The sequence below is a fragment of the Streptomyces sp. NPDC085927 genome (assembly GCF_044540975.1).
Taxonomy (GTDB): domain Bacteria; phylum Actinomycetota; class Actinomycetes; order Streptomycetales; family Streptomycetaceae; genus Streptomyces; species Streptomyces hirsutus.
This window is the reverse complement of the sequence record NZ_JBITSN010000003.1, coordinates 363,631-382,150: the sequence shown is the minus strand read 5'-3', so window position 1 is coordinate 382,150 and position 18,520 is coordinate 363,631. Positions and strand designations below refer to the sequence as shown.

26 protein-coding genes and 1 pseudogene are annotated in these 18,520 nt (G+C 66.3%); 7 read left to right on the top strand and 20 right to left on the bottom strand.

What is annotated here, in order from left to right; genetic code table 11:
- Nucleotides 1–40: 40 nt before the first annotated feature.
- From ACIF80_RS10805 to ACIF80_RS10755, 11 genes are all read right to left on the bottom strand, one after another.
- Entirely contained in the window at nucleotides 41–1,204 is a 1,164-nt protein-coding gene (locus tag ACIF80_RS10805; protein WP_399802114.1) for a tyrosine-type recombinase/integrase, read from the bottom strand.
- Nucleotides 1,204–1,392 carry a helix-turn-helix domain-containing protein gene (locus ACIF80_RS10800; protein ID WP_388446329.1) on the bottom strand — a complete coding sequence of 63 codons (189 nt, stop codon included), beginning with the start codon at nucleotides 1,390–1,392 and terminating at the stop codon, nucleotides 1,204–1,206. The genes ACIF80_RS10805 and ACIF80_RS10800 overlap by 1 nt, the downstream gene beginning before the upstream one ends.
- Nucleotides 1,389–2,768 (bottom strand): replication initiator protein RepSA, encoded by a 1,380-nt coding sequence (gene repSA / locus ACIF80_RS10795; protein ID WP_399802631.1) that lies wholly within the window; start codon nucleotides 2,766–2,768, stop codon nucleotides 1,389–1,391. The genes ACIF80_RS10800 and repSA overlap by 4 nt, the downstream gene beginning before the upstream one ends.
- A gap of 110 nt (nucleotides 2,769–2,878) precedes the next feature.
- Nucleotides 2,879–3,196 (bottom strand): SpdD-like protein, encoded by a 318-nt coding sequence (locus ACIF80_RS10790; RefSeq protein WP_399802112.1) that lies wholly within the window; start codon nucleotides 3,194–3,196, stop codon nucleotides 2,879–2,881.
- Nucleotides 3,197–3,234: 38 nt separating this feature from the next.
- A complete protein-coding gene (locus ACIF80_RS10785) occupies nucleotides 3,235–3,390 on the bottom strand; it encodes a hypothetical protein (RefSeq protein WP_355899800.1) in 156 nt (51 codons plus the stop codon).
- 11 nt (nucleotides 3,391–3,401) lie between these two features.
- Nucleotides 3,402–3,593 carry a mobile element transfer protein gene (locus ACIF80_RS10780; RefSeq protein ID WP_399802109.1) on the bottom strand — a complete coding sequence of 64 codons (192 nt, stop codon included), beginning with the start codon at nucleotides 3,591–3,593 and terminating at the stop codon, nucleotides 3,402–3,404.
- A gap of 1 nt (nucleotide 3,594) precedes the next feature.
- Nucleotides 3,595–3,789 (bottom strand): hypothetical protein, encoded by a 195-nt coding sequence (locus tag ACIF80_RS10775; protein WP_399802108.1) that lies wholly within the window; start codon nucleotides 3,787–3,789, stop codon nucleotides 3,595–3,597.
- Nucleotides 3,790–3,810: 21 nt separating this feature from the next.
- Nucleotides 3,811–4,491 (bottom strand): DUF2637 domain-containing protein, encoded by a 681-nt coding sequence (locus ACIF80_RS10770; protein ID WP_399802106.1) that lies wholly within the window; start codon nucleotides 4,489–4,491, stop codon nucleotides 3,811–3,813.
- A gap of 85 nt (nucleotides 4,492–4,576) precedes the next feature.
- Nucleotides 4,577–5,932 carry an FtsK/SpoIIIE domain-containing protein gene (locus ACIF80_RS10765; RefSeq protein ID WP_399802104.1) on the bottom strand — a complete coding sequence of 452 codons (1,356 nt, stop codon included), beginning with the start codon at nucleotides 5,930–5,932 and terminating at the stop codon, nucleotides 4,577–4,579.
- Nucleotides 5,933–5,935: 3 nt separating this feature from the next.
- A complete protein-coding gene (locus ACIF80_RS10760; protein WP_399802101.1) occupies nucleotides 5,936–6,292 on the bottom strand; it encodes a hypothetical protein in 357 nt (118 codons plus the stop codon).
- Between the two features lie 139 nt (nucleotides 6,293–6,431).
- Complete coding sequence (locus ACIF80_RS10755; RefSeq protein WP_399802098.1) at nucleotides 6,432–7,211, bottom strand: GntR family transcriptional regulator; 780 nt, start codon at nucleotides 7,209–7,211, stop codon at nucleotides 6,432–6,434.
- Nucleotides 7,212–7,229: 18 nt separating this feature from the next.
- On the opposite strand from ACIF80_RS10755, the gene ACIF80_RS10750 reads away from it, so the two are divergent.
- The 6 genes from ACIF80_RS10750 to ACIF80_RS10725 all read left to right on the top strand — a co-directional run bounded on the left by ACIF80_RS10750 (nucleotide 7,230) and on the right by ACIF80_RS10725 (nucleotide 12,304).
- Nucleotides 7,230–7,694 carry an NUDIX hydrolase gene (locus ACIF80_RS10750; protein ID WP_399802096.1) on the top strand — a complete coding sequence of 155 codons (465 nt, stop codon included), beginning with the start codon at nucleotides 7,230–7,232 and terminating at the stop codon, nucleotides 7,692–7,694.
- A 490-nt stretch (nucleotides 7,695–8,184) separates the two neighbouring features.
- Nucleotides 8,185–8,817, top strand: a complete 633-nt coding sequence (locus tag ACIF80_RS10745; RefSeq protein WP_399802094.1) for a hypothetical protein — start codon at nucleotides 8,185–8,187, stop codon at nucleotides 8,815–8,817.
- A 17-nt stretch (nucleotides 8,818–8,834) separates the two neighbouring features.
- Nucleotides 8,835–9,593, top strand: coding sequence for a hypothetical protein (locus ACIF80_RS10740; protein WP_399802091.1), 759 nt, complete (start codon nucleotides 8,835–8,837; stop codon nucleotides 9,591–9,593).
- Nucleotides 9,594–9,912: 319 nt separating this feature from the next.
- Nucleotides 9,913–10,539 (top strand): hypothetical protein, encoded by a 627-nt coding sequence (locus ACIF80_RS10735; protein ID WP_399802089.1) that lies wholly within the window; start codon nucleotides 9,913–9,915, stop codon nucleotides 10,537–10,539.
- A 362-nt stretch (nucleotides 10,540–10,901) separates the two neighbouring features.
- Nucleotides 10,902–11,423: an SLATT domain-containing protein gene (locus ACIF80_RS10730; protein ID WP_399802087.1), complete on the top strand. Its 522-nt coding sequence runs from the start codon at nucleotides 10,902–10,904 to the stop codon at nucleotides 11,421–11,423.
- A 2-nt stretch (nucleotides 11,424–11,425) separates the two neighbouring features.
- On the top strand, nucleotides 11,426–12,304 hold the full coding sequence (locus ACIF80_RS10725) for a hypothetical protein (RefSeq protein WP_399802086.1): 879 nt from the start codon (nucleotides 11,426–11,428) through the stop codon (nucleotides 12,302–12,304).
- 280 nt (nucleotides 12,305–12,584) lie between these two features.
- Here the strand turns inward: ACIF80_RS10725 and ACIF80_RS10720 are convergent, their stop codons facing one another.
- From ACIF80_RS10720 to ACIF80_RS10700, 5 genes and pseudogenes are all read right to left on the bottom strand, one after another.
- Entirely contained in the window at nucleotides 12,585–12,890 is a 306-nt protein-coding gene (locus ACIF80_RS10720; protein ID WP_399802083.1) for a hypothetical protein, read from the bottom strand.
- Nucleotides 12,887–13,618 carry a GntR family transcriptional regulator gene (locus ACIF80_RS10715; protein ID WP_399802081.1) on the bottom strand — a complete coding sequence of 244 codons (732 nt, stop codon included), beginning with the start codon at nucleotides 13,616–13,618 and terminating at the stop codon, nucleotides 12,887–12,889. Before ACIF80_RS10715 ends, ACIF80_RS10720 begins: the two co-directional genes overlap by 4 nt.
- Nucleotides 13,587–13,883, bottom strand: a complete 297-nt coding sequence (locus ACIF80_RS10710; protein WP_399802079.1) for a hypothetical protein — start codon at nucleotides 13,881–13,883, stop codon at nucleotides 13,587–13,589. The genes ACIF80_RS10715 and ACIF80_RS10710 overlap by 32 nt, the downstream gene beginning before the upstream one ends.
- 172 nt (nucleotides 13,884–14,055) lie before the next feature.
- Nucleotides 14,056–14,352, bottom strand: coding sequence for a hypothetical protein (locus ACIF80_RS10705; protein ID WP_399802076.1), 297 nt, complete (start codon nucleotides 14,350–14,352; stop codon nucleotides 14,056–14,058).
- Between the two features lie 12 nt (nucleotides 14,353–14,364).
- Nucleotides 14,365–14,642: pseudogene (locus ACIF80_RS10700) on the bottom strand (hypothetical protein).
- An 80-nt stretch (nucleotides 14,643–14,722) separates the two neighbouring features.
- Here ACIF80_RS10700 and ACIF80_RS10695 point away from each other — a divergent pair.
- The gene (locus tag ACIF80_RS10695) at nucleotides 14,723–15,478 is read left to right on the top strand and encodes a GntR family transcriptional regulator (RefSeq protein ID WP_399802073.1); all 756 of its coding nucleotides are present in this window, start codon (nucleotides 14,723–14,725) and stop codon (nucleotides 15,476–15,478) included.
- Between the two features lie 941 nt (nucleotides 15,479–16,419).
- Here the strand turns inward: ACIF80_RS10695 and ACIF80_RS10690 are convergent.
- From ACIF80_RS10690 to ACIF80_RS10675, 4 genes are all read right to left on the bottom strand, one after another.
- A complete protein-coding gene (locus ACIF80_RS10690) occupies nucleotides 16,420–16,743 on the bottom strand; it encodes a helix-turn-helix transcriptional regulator (protein ID WP_361211459.1) in 324 nt (107 codons plus the stop codon).
- The gene (locus tag ACIF80_RS10685; protein WP_399802071.1) at nucleotides 16,743–17,111 is read right to left on the bottom strand and encodes a type II toxin-antitoxin system RelE/ParE family toxin; all 369 of its coding nucleotides are present in this window, start codon (nucleotides 17,109–17,111) and stop codon (nucleotides 16,743–16,745) included. Before ACIF80_RS10685 ends, ACIF80_RS10690 begins: the two co-directional genes overlap by 1 nt.
- A 411-nt stretch (nucleotides 17,112–17,522) precedes the next feature.
- The gene (locus ACIF80_RS10680; RefSeq protein WP_399802069.1) at nucleotides 17,523–17,990 is read right to left on the bottom strand and encodes a type II toxin-antitoxin system VapC family toxin; all 468 of its coding nucleotides are present in this window, start codon (nucleotides 17,988–17,990) and stop codon (nucleotides 17,523–17,525) included.
- Complete coding sequence (locus ACIF80_RS10675; protein ID WP_399802066.1) at nucleotides 17,980–18,249, bottom strand: type II toxin-antitoxin system Phd/YefM family antitoxin; 270 nt, start codon at nucleotides 18,247–18,249, stop codon at nucleotides 17,980–17,982. The genes ACIF80_RS10680 and ACIF80_RS10675 overlap by 11 nt, the downstream gene beginning before the upstream one ends.
- Between the last annotated feature and the right edge of the window lie 271 nt (nucleotides 18,250–18,520).

The following is an 18,520-nucleotide window of genomic DNA, read 5'->3' as shown; positions in this document are numbered from 1 at the left end:
ACCGATCATGGTCCGGGGCCTTTGACATCCACTTCTGACATCAACGCGGGCGGTCACTCACAACCGGCCGCCGCTTGAGCAGCCGATCCATGTGGCTGATGGCCTCACGCTGAGTGTCCTGTACTACGTGCGTGTACACGTCCATGGTGATGCTGATCTGGCTGTGCCCGAGAATCTCCATCACGACGCGGGGCGCGACTCCGGCCGCTGTGAGGAGAGTCGCCGTACCGTGCCGAGCGTCATGCAACCGGATCACGCGAAGGCCGGCGGACTCAGCGACACGGGTGAAGGAGCGGTAGACGTTCCGCGGCTCGACCTGACGACCGGTACGGGTGGTGAAGACGTAACCCGACTCGTGCCACTGCTCCCCCGCTTTGGCGCGAGCGGCGGACTGCCGCATCCGGTGCCAGCGCAGCGGGGCGATGCAGAGTGCGGGCAACGGAACGACGCGTCGACGGCGGCTCTTGGGATCGTCGTCGTACAGGACACCACGGCGCCGCTGGGTCTGTTGCCGGACGTAGAGAACGCGGTTTTCTAGGTCGAGGTCAGACCAGCGGAGACCGATGATCTCTCCCCGGCGGAGCCCCATGGCGATGGCGAGCACGAAGGCCGCGTACAGCGGGTCCTTACGGGAGGCCGCCAGGAAGTCGAGTGTCTCGTCGAGGGTCCAGGGCTTCAGTTCGCGGTTGTCGGTGCGGGGCGGCTCGACGAGCTTGGCGACGTTGCGCGTGATCAGTTCCTCGCGGCAGGCGGAGGAGAGCGCCGATCGCAGGACGCGGTGGGATTCCTTGGCGGTCGCCGCAGTCGTCTCCTTCTCCAGGCGGACGAGGAAGCGGCGCACGTCGGCGACGCCGAGGGATTCGAGTCGTTTGGCGCCGAGCAGGGGCACCAGGTAGAGCCGGACGTGTGCCTCGTACTTGTCGTACGTGCTGAGCTTCCGCCGAGGCTTGATGACGTTGTCCAGCCAGTACGGCAGCCACTCGGAGAGCTTGGCCGAGCGGGTGGGCACGGGCACGCCCTGGTCGACCTTGGCGAGCAGCTCCCGGCGCTTGGCGTCGCACTCGGCCCAGGTCTTGCCGTAGGCGAACTTGCGGGCGCGGGTGCCGTCCGGCTGGAGGACGTAGACCGCGCACTGATAGCGGCCGTCCTTGCGCTTGGTGATGGTGCCCGCACCGTTCGGATTGCGCTTGCGCTGGCCGGCCATCAGGCAGCCTCCTCGATCCGGTCGAGGATGAAGTCACGTACGGCATCGGCGGGGACCCGGCGGGCACCATCGATCTTGATCGAGACCAGGCGACGCGAGCGGATCAGGTCGTAGACCTTGGAGCGTCCGACCTTGAGACGCGTCATGACTTCCGGCACGGTCAGCAGATCAGGTGTTGCGGTGGTCATGCTGCGGCTCCTTCCTGAGCGATCTGGTCACGTAGGGCTTCGCGGGCGGTCTCGCGGTTGAGCTGGAGGTCTCGGGCGATGGTGGCCGCGAGGGCGGATTCACCGGGGGTGTGGCCGTGGCCGGCGTACTGCCAGTCGGTCAGGACGAGGACGGTCTCCGGCTCGCGGTCGTCCAGGCGGAAGGCGGCGGCATCCTGTGCGGCTTGGTAGTCGGCGCGTGCCTGGCGGAGGGCACCGAGGGTGGTGGAGTAGCGGCGGGACTTGGAGGAGAAGTGGCCGCGGAAGCCGAGCATGTGTGCCCACGCCCACAGCCGCCGGTCGGGATAGAGCGGGTCGAGGTCGCGGCATGCAGTGATCAGGCGGCGGGTGTGGTCGGGGACGCCGTGGCGGTCGAGTTCGGCGAGTTCGCCGATGCGGCGGTCGAGGGTGCCGGTGTTCTCCGCAGCCTTGGTGGCGTACTTGGCGACGTAGGAGGCGACCGCCTGCTCTGTGATGTCGGAGCCGTCCCCGAACGCCTTCACCGGGCGGACGTCGAGCTGTGTCCCCCAGCGGAACGACCGGGCGGGTTGGTCCCCGGCGGCCGGGACCGAGACCGACGTGTAGGAGTGCGCCGCAGCCGCACGGATCGCGTCGGCGAGGAGATCGACCGTGGCCCAGGCGGGCGGCGACGACTCAGCGCCCTCGGGCCCGTCGAGCCGGATCACGGCATGGAAGTGCAGAGCGCCACGCTTCTGGAACTCGGCAACTTTGCCGTACGAGACCCGCAGGCGGTCGGCGAGTTCCCGGCGGGAAAGGCCGGCACGGGCGGCGAGTTCACGGCGCAGTCGTGTGGTGAAGCGCTGCCAGAGCTGTCCGGCGTGGTTGTTGAACAGGACGGATCCGGCGTAGTCGTACGTGGCCGGGTCAAGGGCGGTGCCCAATTCTGGTGCCTCCGGGGCGTGTTGGGTGCCGCAGCGGCAGACGCCTCGGTCGGGCCGGTTGTGGACCGGGCCGAATGACGGGGCGGTGAGGGTGGCGAAGACGCGCGGGTGATCGCGGATGGTGGCGGGGATGTCGCGGCGGTCGTCACCGGCCAGGCCGGCGCGGATGAGGTGGTAGGTGTCGCCCGCGTAGGTCCAGGCGCAGGAGGGGCAGCGGGAGGCGCGGCGGTTGCCGCAGGCGAGGCGAAGGCGTCCGCCGGGCTCGCCAGCGGTGGTGTAGTGGTGCAGGGTCTCGCCGGTGGTCTTGTCCTTGTGGAGGACCCAGCCGGTCAGGTGGATCGGGTCGGCGCAGCCGCCGGTACGGCGGATCTGGTCCTCCCAGCGCGCGTAGTCGGAGGCCGAGGCCACTCTCAGCAGATCGCCGAGGGTGGTCGGGTCGAGCAGCGGCTCAGGCACGGGCGAGGCGCGATGCGCCATGCTGGGTTCTTCCTTCCGGTTGTGAGATCGGACAGGAACGGCTCCCGGGCGGCGGATGCTTGGCGGTATCGAGGCCGCCCGGGGGCCGGTCAGCGACGCTTGGCGTCGGCGTTGACGAGCGAGCGGATCACCAGGGCGCAGACGGCGACCGAGGCGCCGGTGATGGCGACCGCCAGGAGCATGGAGACCAGGAGGGCGCCGACGACCAGGACGACGGCGGTGCCGCCGCCGACGAGGGCGAGCGCGGTGCCGGGGGTGAGTTGCACCGTGGGCCGGGGCGGTGCCGGTGCGACCGGAGCGGGCGGCGGTGCCTGAGTGCTCGGGATGACGGCGGTCGGCTCGATCGCCACGGTCGGCGAGGCCTGGAGGGTGGGTGTGGGGTTGGTCGGGACCTTCGGGCGAAGCATCGGTGTTCTCCTTTCGGGGCGGGCGACGTGGTGGCGGACTACTTGGTGAAGCTGTCGATGACCGGGGCAAGCACGCTGTCGGCGAGCAGGAAGCCGCCGAGGAGGAGTACGGCGATGAGCCACCAGGGCGGGCGGACGAGCTTGACGCCGAGGTAGCCGACGACCAGCAGGGCGAGCCAGAGCGGAACGTCCATGGGTCGGCCTCCTAGCGGATGCGGCAGCGGTGGGTGCGGGCGGCGAGTTGCGCGGCGGACCGACTGGAGTAGTCGGCGGACCAGCCGCAACCGTCGGCGCTGCACACGGCGGCGTACTTGGTCTGGCCGTTGCGGTCGCGGTGGGTGCCGATCTGCACCGGGCCGATCCGCATCACGGAGTGGAAGAAGTCGCGGGCGGGCATGTCAGTCGGTCTCCTCTCGGGTCGTGGTCGGGGCGGGGAAGGTGGCGCGGATACCGGCGGCGGTGGCCTGGTCGGTGGTGCGCTGGGCGGCTTCCTCAGCGAGCAGGTGGGCGAGGTAGGGGCGGTTCGCAACGGTCATCTCGCGGGCGCCGTCGAGGTAGTCAGCGGCGGTCAGGTCGGCCGGGTCACGGGTCATCGGCCGTTCCTCCCTTCCTGGTCAGGTGAGTTGGGCGGCGATGGCGTCGGCGAGGTGCGGCGGGACGCCGAGGCGGGCGCGAAGGGTGTCGGTGTCGATCCGGGTGCCGGTGCGGGCGTGGTGGTCGTCGGCGACCTTGCGGGCGTGGTCGACCAGCGCGGCCGGGACCGTTACGGCCGGGGGCGGTTCGGCGGTGGGCAGGGCCGGGGGTTCGTCGGGTACGGGGACCGCGACGGGTTCAGGCGCCGGGTCCGGCTCAACGGCGGCCGGTTCGGACTGCACCCGGGGTGCCGGGTTCGGGTCCGGGGCGGAGGGCGACTGCGGAGTCGAGGAGCGGTCCGCGGCTGAGTGGGCGAGGAGGGTGCCGCCCATGAAGGCCAGGGCGGGCCAGGCGGCGACGAGGATGCGCAGCCAGGCCGGGACATCGTCCAGGTCGAGGAGTCCGGCGGTGGCGACGTTGGCGCCGAGCGAGGCGACCAGGGCGATCAGAAACCAGCACCAGGCCAGCCGGGACGGCCCATCGGTACGTAGCCGACGCCAGGCGGCCACCAGGAGCAGGTCTACGGAGACGGGGTAGGCCCAGGCTTTCCAGCCGTCCTGTCCGGCAGCGGCGGCGAGGTCGTGGAGGTGGGCGAAGGACAGGGCCCCGGCAATGACGGCCTGGACGAGTACGGCGTCGATGCGGAGAGCGGGGCGGGCCATCACGGCTCCTTCCTGTGATGAGGCATGGCGGGGGTAGGGGCTTGGCGCGAAGGGTGGTCGCGCCAACCGTGGGAGCGGGGGTGGGTCAGGCGGTGGCGGGGGCCGTCTTGGACAGCGGCACACGGGCCGACGGCAGCGGGGCGACCGCGGGCCGGAAGGGCGCGAGAGCGGGCACGTCGGGGGTGCGGTCGGCGTGCTTGTTGCAGGTGTTCACGGCCTGGCGCAACGAGGTGTGCGGAGCGCGGATGCGGTGCCAGCCGCCGGTGGAGTCCCCGGCGATGGCGATGCCGCGTGTCTCGGCGGGGATCTGGATGGCGGCCAAGACGGCATCCGGGGCGATGTCGCCGAAAGCCATGTTCGCGCTGGTCTCGTCGTTGACACGGTGGGCGGTACGGCCGGTGAGCTGGGCGCGGAGCATGGTGATGCCCTTGCCGAGTTCGGAGCCGAAGCGTTGCCCGCAGATCTCCAGGTAGACGCCGGCCGCGCGGCCGAGCTGGGCCAGGCGGACCAGGGCGGTGATGATCCGGTCCCGGCGCTTCTCTTCCTCCTTGCTGGCGAACAGCGCGAGTTCGGCGACCTCGTCGACCAGGACCACCACCGGCACCGGCCGCAGGTCTTCGGGCAGGCCCCAGATGTCGGCGGCGATCTCGGCATCCGGTACGTCAGCGGTGATCCGCTGCTCGGCCCGGATGAGCTGATACACCTCCCCCATGTGGGACACCAGCGCCTCCAGCAGTTCCAGCGCGGTATCCGGGTTGTCGGCCAGCGCGGAGAACCGGCGGGCCAGCGGGAACAGCTCCACCCCCTGCTTGCAGTCGATCCCGACCAGCGCGACGTGTTGCGGGGCGAGGCCGGCGACGAGGTTGCGCTGATAGACGGACTTGCCGGACTCCGTGGCCCCGAGGGTCAGGCCATGCGGTACGGCCCGGTAGTCGCGGTAGTGCACCGAGCCGTCCTCCCGCAGAGCCACCGGGACCCGCATCGGGCGGGCGTCGGTCTCGGCGGGCATCTGCACCCGCTTGAGCACGTCGTATCCGGTCATCCGGATCTCGACGACACCCGAGCGCAGCTCACGGGAGGTGACGTCGTACATCGAGAAGGAGTGGCGCAGCCGGTCCGTGGCGGCGGCGACGTCGAAGGCGTCCTGACCGGGGCGGAGCTTGAGCCGGAGGACCAGGCCGGTGCGGGTGGGCCGCAGGCGCAGGATGCGCGGTGAACGGGACTCCGGCGCCGGGCGATTGGCCATCCGGGCGAGCGCCAGCCGCCAGCGCGAGGGCGGGACCGTCAGGCCGCAGGCGTCCATGACCGAGGCGTAGCGGAGAAGGACCCGCAGGACGGCGAGGGTGACCCCGAAGGTCAGCCAGTACCAGGTGGGGCGTCGCCACCGCAGGAGACCCGCAGCGGCGACGACCACCAGCAGTAAGACCGTCGGCCATGTCATGGCTCAGGCCGCCTTGGGTGCCGAGCCCGCAGCGGCCAGCGAGGTGACGGCGACCGCGCGGAAGGCGATCCCGTGCCGCTTCTGGCCGTTGAACTCGTTCTCCCACGGCCGGGCCATCAGCCCCGTGAGCGCGACCGGGGTGCCCATGGTCAGCTCACCGGAGATGCCGGTCTCGGGGACGGTGATGGAGAGGATCTCCACCTCGTCGTTGGCCGCGAACATCACGTCGACCGTCATCAGCTTGACGCCGGTCTCCATGTCGGTGGCGATCTCACCGGTACGACGGTCCTTCACCTTCGGCTGCGGGGTCTTGGCGACCATCACGACTGCGGCGGAGGTGTCGACGGGAATCTGACGCACAGCAGATCACTCCTATAGAGAGGCTGAACTCCGTCACTCATGTATATGAGTGACATGAGGAAGAGTGCCCGACTCCTATACATGAGTCAACCCGCCGCGAGACAGAACTCACGACGGGTTGGAGGAAGTTGAGCGCGCGTCAGTCGGCGGCGGGGATCCGGTACTCGAAAACGAACTGGTCAGCGGCCATGAGCGTGTCACAGACCTCGACCACGAGCCCCTCAGTCGTACGGGCCTCCCGGATCAGGTGAACCACGGGCGCCCCTGGGCTGAGGACCAGCTCCGAGGCCTCCCCCTTGGTGGCCGGACGTGCTTGCAGCGTCTCGACGAACTCGGCGAACTCATGCCCGTGCTCCTCGAGTCGGGCGTAGATGCCACCGCCGCCGGGGTTCTCGGCGAACAACTCCGGGATCTCCTTCACCACATCCCACGGGAGGTACGAGGTGGCAGTCTCGACCGGCGTGCCGTCGCGGAAGTAGAGACGCCGGCGCGCGAGCACCTGAGCACCGGCAGGGACGCCCAGTCGCCGGGCGGCATCCTCGGGGGCCTCCATCGGACCGATGTAGAGGACGCTCACCTTGGCCGTGGCACCAGACTGCGCGGACTCCGCGAGATACGCGGCCCTGCCGCCCTGCCGCAGCGAGCGCCGGAAGCGATCGGAGGAGCGGTGCCGCACCGGCGGCCGGTCCTTCACGATCGAGCCCTTGCCGTGCCGGGTCTCCACGAGCCCACTCGCCCGCACCTCGACCATGGCCTTACGGATCGTGCCGCCGGAGACGCCGTAACGCTCCACCAGTTCCGATTCACTCGGCACCATGTCACCAGGCTTGAGCACACCGGCCCGGATCTGCTGCACGATCTCATCGGCGATCTGCACATACCGAGGCCCCGACCTGCCCCCTCCTACCGCAGTTCCCATAGCCCTTCTCTGCCTCCTATGCTCCTGTACATGAGTCAATCACAGGAAGCAACGTCCCCACCCCTGCACTCCGTATCCGTTGCCGGAGTCGTGGTGCGCGAGGACGGACGCCTCCTGGCGATCCGCCGAGCTGACAACGGCACATGGGAGCTCCCCGGCGGCATCCTCGAACTCGACGAGACCCCAGAGGCCGGCGTAGCCCGCGAGGTCCTGGAGGAGACAGGTATCCACGTCGAGGTCGACGAACTCACCGGCGTCTACAAGAACACGACCCGCGGCATCGTGGCCCTAGTCTTCCGCTGCAAGCCCTCCGGCGGCACCGAGCGCACCTCTGACGAGTCAACAGCCGTCTCCTGGCTCACCCCCGACGAGGTCAGCGAGCGCATGTCCGAGGTCTACGCGATCAGGCTCTTGGACGCCTTGGACGGCAACAGCCCCCACGTGCGGAGCCACGACGGCAAGCAGCTCATCACAGCGGGATAAGACTTTCCCTACTTCATCAAGGCCCGCGCACGGCGCGGGCGCGCGCCGCCTCTACGGCGCGGCCTGCCTCCTGCCTTCGTCCCGGCTGGCCGCGCCCGGCGGCGCGCTGCGTGCATGCGGGCAGAGGCAGGAAAAACCCTCTGTGGCTAAGGCCGGTCGGCTCCACGGCTTTAGGCAGCCACTTTGGCGCGAGCCTCGAAGATCATGGCCCCAACATCGTGCTTTACCAGGCAGGTCCACAGACTGCCCGACGCGCCGGAAGCTTACGGGGCCATGATCACTCGCGCCAAAGCAGCTCCCGCCCAAAGCCGCTCCACCGACCTCGACATCTCAGCCACCCATATTCGAACTGATGTTTAATTAGGAACAAAGTGAGCTCGAACTGATCCAGATGGGTTGCGAAACCATTCCGATCGGGGCGACCATAGGCCGATCCGACGGTGGGGGCATCAAGTCGGAGACGACACCTTCAGGATGAAGTGGGGGCCACATGGGCGAGCAAGAGTTCGACAAGCTACTGGATTCCATGCCGCGTATCGCTGAAGCCATCAACGCGTTCACTTCCGAGGACGTTCAGCGGCAAGCGTTTGAGGCTCTTGTTGGCACTCTAAATATCCCTTCGGCAGGCGCCATCGCTGGGTTTGACCAAGGATTCGCGACGAGAGAAACCGACTCAGGCGCGACCACTGTCACGGGCAACGACGACAACAACCACGTCACTGAAGAAAATGAACCCGCAGCCGAACCTAACGCTATCGAAAGGAAAAGAAGGAAGGCGAAGCCCAAGCGAAACTGGACAGCGGTCAAAGATATCGGCTTCCGCCCTGAGGGCAAGACGTCATTTAAGGAATTCATCGAAGAGAAGCAGCCCAAAACAATCGACCAGAAAGGCTTGGTGGCGGTCTACTACTTCGAACAAATCCTTGAGCTGGAGGAAATCGGCGTCGGCCACGTAATGGCTGCATACAAAGAAGCAGCTTGGAGAAATCCGAGTAACCCAGAAAATGCCCTCCAGGCAACTTCCAGTAGACATCATTGGCTGGATACGTCGAACATGAGGATCATCAAGACCACGCAGCGGGGTCGGGACTTCGCGGAACACGACATGCCGGCCAAGAAGTAGGAGACTGATCCGCTCCCATGATTATCGATCCAGCCAGCGCTCTAGGTAACCTTCCTCCCTCCCTGAGATCCGAACTGATCGAAGAGTTCGATAAGATCACGAGGAACTACAGGGAGGGGCGGTGGGAGGCATCGGAGCTAAACGGGGGAAGATTCTGCGAGATCGTTTACTCCATCGTCGCTGGCCACCTCGATGGAAATAACTACCCAGACAAAGCGAAGAAGCCTTCACGCTTCAAGGATGCATGCGAGAAGCTCTCGAATGCCCCCACGACCTATTCTGAGTCGGCGCGCCTAACCGTCCCTCGCGTCCTAGTCCCACTGTATGATGTGCGTAATCGTCGAGGCGTGGGGCACGTGGGCGGGGAGGTCGACGCCAATCACATGGATGCGACTTTTGTTCTGCATACGACCCAATGGGTGATGGCTGAACTTGTCCGCATCTTCCACAACACGGACACCTCGACTGCAAGTGAAGTGGTCAAGAACCTAACCGATCGCACCGTTCCGGCCGTTTGGAAAGTTGGGGACGTTAGCAGGATTCTCGATGCGTCAATGACGCTCGCGAACGCTACTCTGCTCCTTCTCTACTCTGAACTTGGATCACAGTCGGATAAAGACCTAGCCAAGAACCTGGAGCAAGAAAAGCTAGGGAATTATCGACGGGTGCTGGATCGCCTTCATCAAACAAGACTGATCGAGTACGACCGTTCAAAAGGCGTCGTCCATATCTCTCCGCTTGGCGAGAAAGAAGTGGAAGAGAAACTACTTCCCTAGCATATGCAAGACGGTCTCGTGCTAGTGGACCGGAATGCAGGCTCCGACGATGTCGCATCCGCCGGCAGTGACGGCAGTATTGACGGCAACGACGGCGGACAGTAGCAGCACTCGGCGGCCCGGCACGGTGGCGGCACGAGGCGATCCAACCAGCCTGCCACCGCGTGCCCGCATCTTCTAAGCCCCTGCTCTTCCACTCTTGTAGGCGATGGCAACGGGCTTCTCGTGCCATATGGCCGGATCGCTCCCTTGTTGGAGCTCCAGGGGCATGTCACACAGTTGGTAGGGCCGGGGGGGGTGACTGGGGGAGGGGCTCTGCATGTCTGTGCTGGGTGGCAACTGTGGGGAGCCGTCGGACTGGGCCGTGCGGCGGTTCGGGCGGCACGCCGGCAGGCTCGTCGAAGCGATCCCGGAACAACTGGCTCGGGCCCACACCCGTGCTCATGCAGTGCACCTCGCCGCGAGACTGAAGAAGCGCAGCCCCTACGGCTCGACCTTGGCGGAGGCAGTGCGCGAGAACCTGGCGGACATCGCGCGGGAGCTGGGAGAAGCCGTACGGGACCTGCGCGGGTACGAGTACGCCGTCATCAACGACCATGCGCTCTTCCCCTTCAAGTACGCCAACCGGCTCAAGCCTCTTGAACGGGCGCGCCTGGCTGCCGACGCTTCCCCTACCCGCCGCCGCATGCTCTTGAGTCACGGGCCCGACCCGGAGGACGGCCTTTTCCCGCTGGATGACGAGTACACGACCGAGGAGTACGAGAATCTGCACGAGACCTTCGAGGCGCTGGGTGCGTCCACGAAGCTGGTGTGCCTGTTCTTCACCGCCGACCCGGAGGGCGGCATCCATGTGATCCATTGGGGAGAAGCACGTCTGGAGCCGGATCGCACTTTCACCTGGCTTCACAGCGAGCAGCTGCGGGTGGCGACCCAGTCGCTTGAGTGAGCGGTTCCCAACGCTGGGCCGTCCCTGGGCCGTGCGAGGGTCCCCGAGGCCGATCAAGGGTGACCGACAGTGACAAGTGTGCCGCGACCTCGCAGCAGGGAAACCGCAGGTCAGAGGCGCCGGGCCTTACGGGTTTCCCCCAAGGGGTAGCGGTCGGGCAAGATGGGGTGTTTCTCACCAAGCCCGGCTATGTAGGCCGGTTCTTCTCACCCGAGCCTGCTGCAAGTTGGTGGATGCGGCAGAGCATCGCATCACATGCGCACCTCTGGTACATCGTGAACACAGCCGTCTAAACTGCCCCGTTACTCCGGTTGCCCCCCGTCTTCGCCTGCTTGCACGGTTACTGACCCAATGAGGTGTTCGTGTCACTGATACCCAACGGCATCCCTGAGTCGCACCGAGCCATCGCAGAGGAAGCCGACCGCATCCACGAAAGTGCGTTGTGGAGTGCTCAAGGACAGTTCGAACAGGCCAAGTTGTGGCGGCTCATCAACCTATCGCTCGGCGTACCGGCAGCAGCGCTTGCCGCCGTCTCAGGCGGAACTGCCCTCGGCGGCGACCTCGGCATCTGGCCAGGGGTCTTGGCTCTCATCTCAGCCGCGTTCAGCGCCACTCTGACGACCGTGAACGCGTCGCGCCGCATGACACAGGCACAGGCGTCGGCGAATGCCTACCTTCAGTTGCAGACAGCCGCTCGACAGTTCCTCACGATTGATCTTGCTGACATGAACCGCGAGGACGCGCGAGACACACTACGCAATCTCACCAGCACTCGAGACGAGCTCAACAAAACGTCCGACCCACCGGGCCGCCTGGCCTACAGGAAGTCCAGCAAGAACATCAGCAGCGGTGGACAGAGCTACACCGCGGATGAGGGGGAGTAGGGATGGCAACGACTACCGCGGACGCGTTCAACGAGTTCCATGCCAAGGTGAAGCCCTCGCCTGCCACCTGGACTAAAGTCCACGGGCGCCGAGATGCCGTCGCAAACGTCATCAAGGCTGCATTTCCTGTCAGCAACAACATCCGCTACCAGTCTCACAAAATCATCGGCTCACTCGGGCGGAGCACCGCCTGCAATCCTGTCGATGACATCGACCTCCTGGTACATCTGCATGTCGACCAAGATCTGTGGAACAGAAGGTACCGGAATAACTCCTCTGAATTTCTGTATCGGGTACGGAAGGTTCTTAATGAAAACTCGCCCGTACGTAAGATAGGCGCTCGCGGCCAGGCTGTTCGGTTCTTCTACGCCGACGGTCTAAGCGTGGACGTGGCGCCGGTTGAGAAGTACACAAGTGGCGATTACGGCATCCCTGATGGGGCGGGCAACTGGTTGACCACTAACCCCAACAAACACGAGACTTACCTCAACGATCGCAACAACAACCTGGGCGGCAACCTTAAGAAGATAATTCGGTTCGCCAAGAAGTGGAACAAGGCGCACAGCTCACACCTTTCTTCATTCCACCTTGAGATGCTGGTCGCACACACGTACGGAACTTTGGGAAGTAACTCAAGGAAAGCGCTGCGATTGTTCTTCGACTACAACCTTCACAATCTCTCCGTGCATGATCCTGCGGGATTTAGTGGCGACCTTTCCACCTACTTGGGCTGGGCGAGAAGAGACGCCGTGAATGACAGTCTCAAGAGTGCCCGGGACAGAGCAGACCTGGCGTTGGCCGCTGAGAGCCGAGGCGACCACCGTGAAGCCATCCGTCTTTGGCGGATCATCCTGGGAAATGACTTCCCCATGTACGGATGACCAATCTACGCGAAGGCTCAGAGCTGCCAGCACGGCATCCCACAGTCGGTATCAGCAGTCCAAGCACACCGTCAGGTTCTGACATCCATGGTTGACATCAACGACGCCGGAGGGGGACGTACACGAGGACCCTTGTCCGGCCGTCGTGCCAGTTGCTTGCAGCAGGTCCAGCGCGCCCTGATCGAACGTCTAATGCAGTGGTTACCCGGCAGCACTTCCGACGGCAGAAGCCCACGGCATCCGAACTGGTCGGAACCGTGGGCTTCGTCAGGCTCGCTGGTCAGCAGGAAGAGCGATTTGTAGAGCGGCTGTTCAAGCGGTGGCCTCTGCTGGTCGCCACGCGGAGCGTGTCCCTCAGGGCTCCGATCAGGTTCTTCGCCAGAAGACGCATGTCGTCCGGGGCCGTGTCGGCGGCGAGCATGTCGATCGCTTGGTCCAGTAGTTCGGTTGCCGTACCGAGTTGTACTGACTCGATGTTGTCGGCGAGGCGGGACATGTAGCCGCCGCTGTCATCAGTGCTGAGGAAGCACGGCTTGCCGTCGGGCCCCGTCCAGGGGAGGAGCCGCAGCTCGTTTGACGTCGTCATGCTTTCGTCGACCTCTCGTCGATCACGTAGTGAGTGGTGAACACCGCGTCGGCGCGGTCTCCCGGGAGCACCAGGAGGGCCGCCTCGACCACGCGTCCAGCGGTGTCGGCCGTCTGGCGTGTGATGGCGAGGACTGCCAGGGCAGAGCTGATCCGAAGTGCGGACGCCTCCTCCGGCGTCGGGAGGCGAACGCTGATCTCCTCCCGGACCTCAGCCGGCGGCGGGCGGAGTTCCGTCAGTCGCGTCACCACCGCCCCGTACAGAAGTGGCTCGCGGAGCACGGCGGCCGGCGCCAGGTCGCAAGGGACGTAGATGCGCGCCAGGCTGTGAGGTCTCTCGTCCTCATGGCCGAGACAGAGGATCTCGGTCAGAGGGGTACCGGTCGGCATCTTCAGCAGGTCCGCGAGATGCCCGCGGGCCCGCACCCTGGTGGTGTGGACGGTGACGCTCAGGGATGCGAGATCCATGCTGTGCGCGTCCGGGGTTCGCCTCCCGCCGACGTACGTGATCCTGTGGAGCGGACGGCGGACGAAGTTCCCCTTGCCGTGGGTCTTCTCGACGAGGCCTTCCGCCTGGAGTACGGCGAGGGCATTCCGCAGCGTCGGTGTGCTGACCATGTATTGCGCGGCCAAATGCGCCTCGGACGGCAGGCGTTCGCCGGGCTTGAGGCGACCGGTGACGATCCGGTCGCGGAGGTCATCGGCGATGGCGTCGCGTCGCGAGGGCACGGGCGGAATCACCGCCTCTCACTCGCACGAGCCGCAGGGCGATGAGCCGGGTTCCGGTGTGGATGGTCAGCAACTCGCCCGAGTCGAACACGAGTCGTTTCGCTCCGCCGGGCAGTTGAAAGAGGTCGGTCACCCGGCACTGCTGGCCCCCGACCTGGACGACGTCGCCGAGCTGCACGCTGGCCGAGGTGATCTCAACGGGGGAGAGCACCGCGCCGCTGAGTGCCGGCCCCCTCACCGTGCCGCCCTTGTCGGTGCCGGGCACTTGGCGATGGTGTGGCACGAGCAGTCGCAGGCTTCATAGATCACCGGCACGTCGACCGGTGCGGTGACCGGGGACGACTCCGCGCAGGCGTGGTGTGTGCCGATGCGGCAGGAGGTCGACCGGTAGGAGTCGGGCCCCGGTTGGGTGGTGTGGGGCTGTTGGCGGGACGGCATCAGCGGTCACCCGCCGAGGCGTACCAAGGACCGGCGAGGGGAGCGCAGCTCACGGCCGCCGAGCGGTGCCGTGCTCGCGCCTCACTGGCCAGTACATACGGGCGGACGAGCGCCGTCTCCTCCCCCACGAGAACGCCCGTGTGCTCGCGGTGCCGACGCAGGAACAGCACTGCGCCGTAAGCGACTTCCGGGGACACGGCCACCGGCCGCACAGGCGTTTCGGAGCGGCGGTGCCGGCCCTTGTAGAGGTACCGCTCCCTGAGGTGCGAGACGGTACGGCGGATACGATTGAGCACGGTGTTCAGCCCCTATCGCTGATGACCCGGTCCCCCGACATCGCCCGTCGCGGGGACCGTTTGCGTACGACCGCCCAGAGGGTGCGGTCGTTCGAACTGGTGGCGAGGAGGCCGAAGCGGTCGGCCGTAGCCACCGCTTCCAGGACCTCCCGCCATGACTCGGCGGCGAGTGGTTCCGGCACCTCCGCCTCGATGGCCATGCAGTCGTCGCGCTCCTCCACGCGCGTGGCGAGCCCGACGGCCGATAACCGGGCGGCGATGGCCTCCGCGCGCTCCTTGGAAGCAGGCACAGGGCAGCCCTCCGGTTAGCGGCGATCACTTTGAGTGAAGCTAGTTAACTAGATTAGAGCTAGTGGACTAGATTTTCCATATGCCTGAGCAACCGCCCTATCTCCGCATCGCCGACGAGCTACGGCGGCGGATCGCGGAGCACGAGTGGGAGCCGGGGGACCGGCTTCCCTCCCGCGCCCACATCGGCCAGGAGTACGGCGTCGGCGACAACGTGGTGCGCCGAGCACAGGAGTTGCTGATCTCCCAAGGTGTGCTGGAAGGCCGCGCCGGTTCCGGCACCTACGTCGCCGAGCCACGGCAGCGCGTACGGGTGGTCCGATCATCGGCGCGCGAGCAGCCCAGCGGCTCCCCGTTCCGCGCCGACATGAAGGCCGTGGGCAGGCAAGGTGACTGGGAGAGCCGGACCGAGGCCAAGGTGCCGGCACCGGCGGAGATCGCCACGCGTCTCGGTATCGCCGAAGGTGAGCTGTGCGTGCGGACGGCGTACGAGTTCCTCGCCGACGGCCGGCCGGTGCAGTTGTCGACGAGCTGGGAGCCGTACGACCTCACCGCCGGCACGCTCGTCGTCCTCCCCGAGGGAGGGCCGCACGCCGGGGCTGGGGTCGTGAACCGCATGGCGGAGATCGGCATCACCGTCAGCCACGTCGTGGAGCAGCCGGAGCCGAGGCAGGCGACCGCCGAGGAGGCCTCACTCCTCGGCATCCAGAAGGGCTCGCTTGTCACGCACATCCGGCGGACGTACTACAGCGACGACGGGCGACCTGTGGAGACCGCGGACATCGTGGTGCCCGCCGCGCTCTGCGAGATCGTTTACGAGATTCTGATCTCTCAATAGCCGTCCGCGCGTGCCCCTTCCGTGCCCCTCGCGCGCCCGATCGAGCGGGGAACCACAACAACCCTGTACGCGGTCCCGTGGGGCACCAACACAGTGGGAAAGTCGTGCACGTCCCCGGAGGCTTGGGAGGGGGGTGGTATCGGAGCTTCACGAAGTCCCGGACCATCGTGGTTCGGGGACCTCTTCTGAGCCACCCCCCTTGGTCGCGCTCTCGCTGTACAGCGGCAGCAGACCGACCCAACGCTTCGTAGCGTACGGGCGAGCGCTGACAACACCGCTGCACCACAAGCGCACCAGACCGAGCGGGAAGCAGCGGGGAACCACGGTAAAAGCCGCCGAGGCCAACGAGGCGGCACCCATGCCGTTCGCGCAGGTCAGCGACCGAGTCAGCCCCAAATGATCGCAGCTTCCCAAGCTGAGGTCTTGGTGTGCGCCCGCGTGCACCTGGCAGATCCAGCGTGCGCCTTCCCCGTCAGCAGAAGCTAAGTCACCGTGCCTAGAGCTTGACGTACTGCGTGTCGAGACCGGAGGGGGAGGCAGCGTGGCGAAGTGTGGTGCGACGACCAAGACAGGAGGGTCGTGTCAGCGGAAGGTGGTGACAGGCACATCCCGGTGCCCGGTTCATCAGGGACCGTGGTCCGCGTACGGTGTGGCCCAGCGCAAGGAGAAAGAAGCCAAGGAGAAGAAGCGCAGGATCCGCAAGAAGCGCTAGCTCCGGCTGACATCCACGGGTGACATCAACAGCACCGGACGTGGGCACCCAAGCACGGCCCGCCTCAGCCAACCCGACCGTGTGGTGACGCTACCGGGCCACGTTCGGATCGAACTCCTAAAGCGGGTGTCGCAGGTTCGAATCCTGCCGGGGGCACAGCAGAAGGGCACCTACGAACTCTCGTAGGTGCCCTTCGGGATTCATGGCCGACGGCCCGCCTGCCAGCGGCTCAGGCGGCGTGCGGAGTGAAGGTGACATGCGAGTCGCCTTCGTCGATGGTCAGGTTCAGCGTGCCGTCCAGGGCCTTGGCCAAGCGTCGCAGCAGAGGAAGCGTCGGCACGGTGTCGCCGCCCTCCATCCGGGAGACCTGAGGCTGCGTCATCCCGGCCCGCTCGGCCAGCTCCGCCTGGGACAGGCCGAGCTCGATCCGACGGTCGTAGACCGCCTGCCCGAGATCGCCGGCCAGCCGCGCGTCGACGTACTCCTGGTCGTACTCCACCGCCTCACCCGCAAGCTGCCGGGCCCGGCGCGTCCTCCACGTGCTGTGATTCATCAGCTCTCCTTGCGCCGCTCGTAGGTGTACTGGGCATGACCATGCTCGGCCTCGCAGACCTTCTGGGCCTGGTGCGCACGCTCGACTTGCGCCGCCTCACGCATCCTCGTCTTGCGGAACACCGTCAGCAGAACGATCCGCTGCCCGGGAGCGAGCCAGTACGGGAGGCGCACGGCCTCGCCGTCCAGCTCGAAGCGCAGCTCGCGCAGCTTGCCGCCCAGGTGACGCGAGTACGGCTCCCCGAGCGTCGTCGGCTCGTCCAGCAGACGGTCTGTCTTGTCCTCCACCCGCCGGTAGAGGCGGAACGGAAGTAGCTCCAGCCAATCCCGCACCTCGGGTTCGATCTCGATCTCCCACCGCTCCGTCATGCAATCAACGGTATATACCTCCAATTGCATAGCGCAAGCCTCCGCGGACCTCCGCGGCCCATGTCTCCCCCTGGCCGCGCGCCCGCGACCTGCGACAAGAGGTCCCCCCTGCAGTCGGCCCGGAACGGATTCAGCACACATGAGGCCGGGAAGCTCCGCGAACCCGTGAGAACCACGGAGGGGTGGTTCTCCAGGCCAGACACCCCAAGGCTGACGTTTTCGCAGGTCATAGCCCTGCCCGGGGAAAACTCCTAAAGCGGGTGTCGCAGGTTCGAATCCTGCCGGGGGCACAGTAGCCATGGGCCGGTTCGAGGGGCCTGATCCCCCGAACCGGCCCTGCTGCATGATCGCGTCTGTGCCACGCCCGGACCACGAAGTCCGTTGTGCTCCTACCGCACCGGTGCCCTGGCGTCAGCCCCCGTGGGGCACTTTCGGGCGAGTGATCGGTACAACGGTGAGGAGGTCGTCCAGCCCCTTGAAGTCGTCGGGGTTGGTGGTGAAGAGGGGAAGGTCCTCGGCCACGGCGATGGCAGCGATCATCAGGTCGGCCACCCGGCGGCGCGGCTTTCGGCCCGCGCTGATCACTGCGGCACAGATACGGCCGTAGATGCGGGCCGCTTCGGCGTCGAAGGGGATGGGGTCGAACTCGTTCTCGGCGCGTTGCAGGACATCGAGCCTGCGGGCACGTTCGGCGTGTTCGTCGTAACTGCTCTGTTCGTCGTTGCGACGGACCTCGTGCGGGCCGGCGGACAACTCGGCCAGGGTGATGGCGGTGATCGCCATCTCGTCCGGTAGCTCCTCGGGGGCCACCCAGCGGCGCAGAATCATGATGTTGGTATCAAGGAGACCTTGCTGATACGTCGAGCGGTCAGCGGGCATAGGGATCGTCCGGGTAGGTGTCGGCCGTGGCGCCCTGGTCGGCGCGGAACGTGTCGAGGTCGATGTCGGGCGCAGTCCTGGACATCGCGGCGAACTCCTGGCGGGAGACGAACCGACGGCGTCGGCGCAGCGGGACGAGCTGACCGATCGGGTGTCCGTCGCGGGTGACGGTGAACGACTGGCCGCCCTGTATGGCATCCATGATCTCTCGGGACCGGCTGCGCAGATCCCGTTGGGTGATTTCGGGCTGAACGCTCATATCAACCACGGTAGCACTCGGTGCTACTGGGTAGCACTTCATGGCCGAAGACTTGCGCCGACAAGCCTTCGACCGTGAACGCAGTGAGCGACCAGGGCAGGCCGGCAGTCGTCACGGGCAGCCCTCCTGGAACAGATTCAGCACATATGAGGCCGGGGAACCCCGCGAACACACGAGAACCACGGAGGGGTACTTTCCCGGGCCAGACACCCTTTAGCCTGCATCTCTGCAGGTCAAAGCCCCGCCCAGGGAAAACTCCTAAAGCGGGTGT

Coding starts and splice junctions, on each gene's coding strand:
- ACIF80_RS10685 (WP_399802071.1), bottom strand. CDS start 17,111: ATGACGGAGCGGTGGGAGATCGAGATCGAACCCGAGGTGCGGGATTGG.
- ACIF80_RS10720 (WP_399802083.1), bottom strand. CDS start 12,890: ATGACGACGTCAAACGAGCTGCGGCTCCTCCCCTGGACGGGGCCCGAC.
- ACIF80_RS10775 (WP_399802108.1), bottom strand. CDS start 3,789: ATGACCCGTGACCCGGCCGACCTGACCGCCGCTGACTACCTCGACGGC.
- ACIF80_RS10680 (WP_399802069.1), bottom strand. CDS start 17,990: ATGCCCGCTGACCGCTCGACGTATCAGCAAGGTCTCCTTGATACCAAC.
- ACIF80_RS10735 (WP_399802089.1), top strand. CDS start 9,913: ATGTCTGTGCTGGGTGGCAACTGTGGGGAGCCGTCGGACTGGGCCGTG.
- ACIF80_RS10695 (WP_399802073.1), top strand. CDS start 14,723: ATGCCTGAGCAACCGCCCTATCTCCGCATCGCCGACGAGCTACGGCGG.
- ACIF80_RS10745 (WP_399802094.1), top strand. CDS start 8,185: ATGGGCGAGCAAGAGTTCGACAAGCTACTGGATTCCATGCCGCGTATC.
- ACIF80_RS10740 (WP_399802091.1), top strand. CDS start 8,835: ATGATTATCGATCCAGCCAGCGCTCTAGGTAACCTTCCTCCCTCCCTG.
- ACIF80_RS10770 (WP_399802106.1), bottom strand. CDS start 4,491: ATGGCCCGCCCCGCTCTCCGCATCGACGCCGTACTCGTCCAGGCCGTC.
- ACIF80_RS10675 (WP_399802066.1), bottom strand. CDS start 18,249: ATGAGCGTTCAGCCCGAAATCACCCAACGGGATCTGCGCAGCCGGTCC.
- ACIF80_RS10690 (WP_361211459.1), bottom strand. CDS start 16,743: ATGAATCACAGCACGTGGAGGACGCGCCGGGCCCGGCAGCTTGCGGGT.
- ACIF80_RS10805 (WP_399802114.1), bottom strand. CDS start 1,204: ATGGCCGGCCAGCGCAAGCGCAATCCGAACGGTGCGGGCACCATCACC.
- ACIF80_RS10725 (WP_399802086.1), top strand. CDS start 11,426: ATGGCAACGACTACCGCGGACGCGTTCAACGAGTTCCATGCCAAGGTG.
- ACIF80_RS10750 (WP_399802096.1), top strand. CDS start 7,230: ATGCTCCTGTACATGAGTCAATCACAGGAAGCAACGTCCCCACCCCTG.
- ACIF80_RS10765 (WP_399802104.1), bottom strand. CDS start 5,932: ATGACATGGCCGACGGTCTTACTGCTGGTGGTCGTCGCCGCTGCGGGT.
- ACIF80_RS10755 (WP_399802098.1), bottom strand. CDS start 7,211: ATGGGAACTGCGGTAGGAGGGGGCAGGTCGGGGCCTCGGTATGTGCAG.
- ACIF80_RS10785 (WP_355899800.1), bottom strand. CDS start 3,390: ATGGACGTTCCGCTCTGGCTCGCCCTGCTGGTCGTCGGCTACCTCGGC.
- ACIF80_RS10800 (WP_388446329.1), bottom strand. CDS start 1,392: ATGACCACCGCAACACCTGATCTGCTGACCGTGCCGGAAGTCATGACG.
- ACIF80_RS10780 (WP_399802109.1), bottom strand. CDS start 3,593: ATGCCCGCCCGCGACTTCTTCCACTCCGTGATGCGGATCGGCCCGGTG.
- ACIF80_RS10790 (WP_399802112.1), bottom strand. CDS start 3,196: ATGCTTCGCCCGAAGGTCCCGACCAACCCCACACCCACCCTCCAGGCC.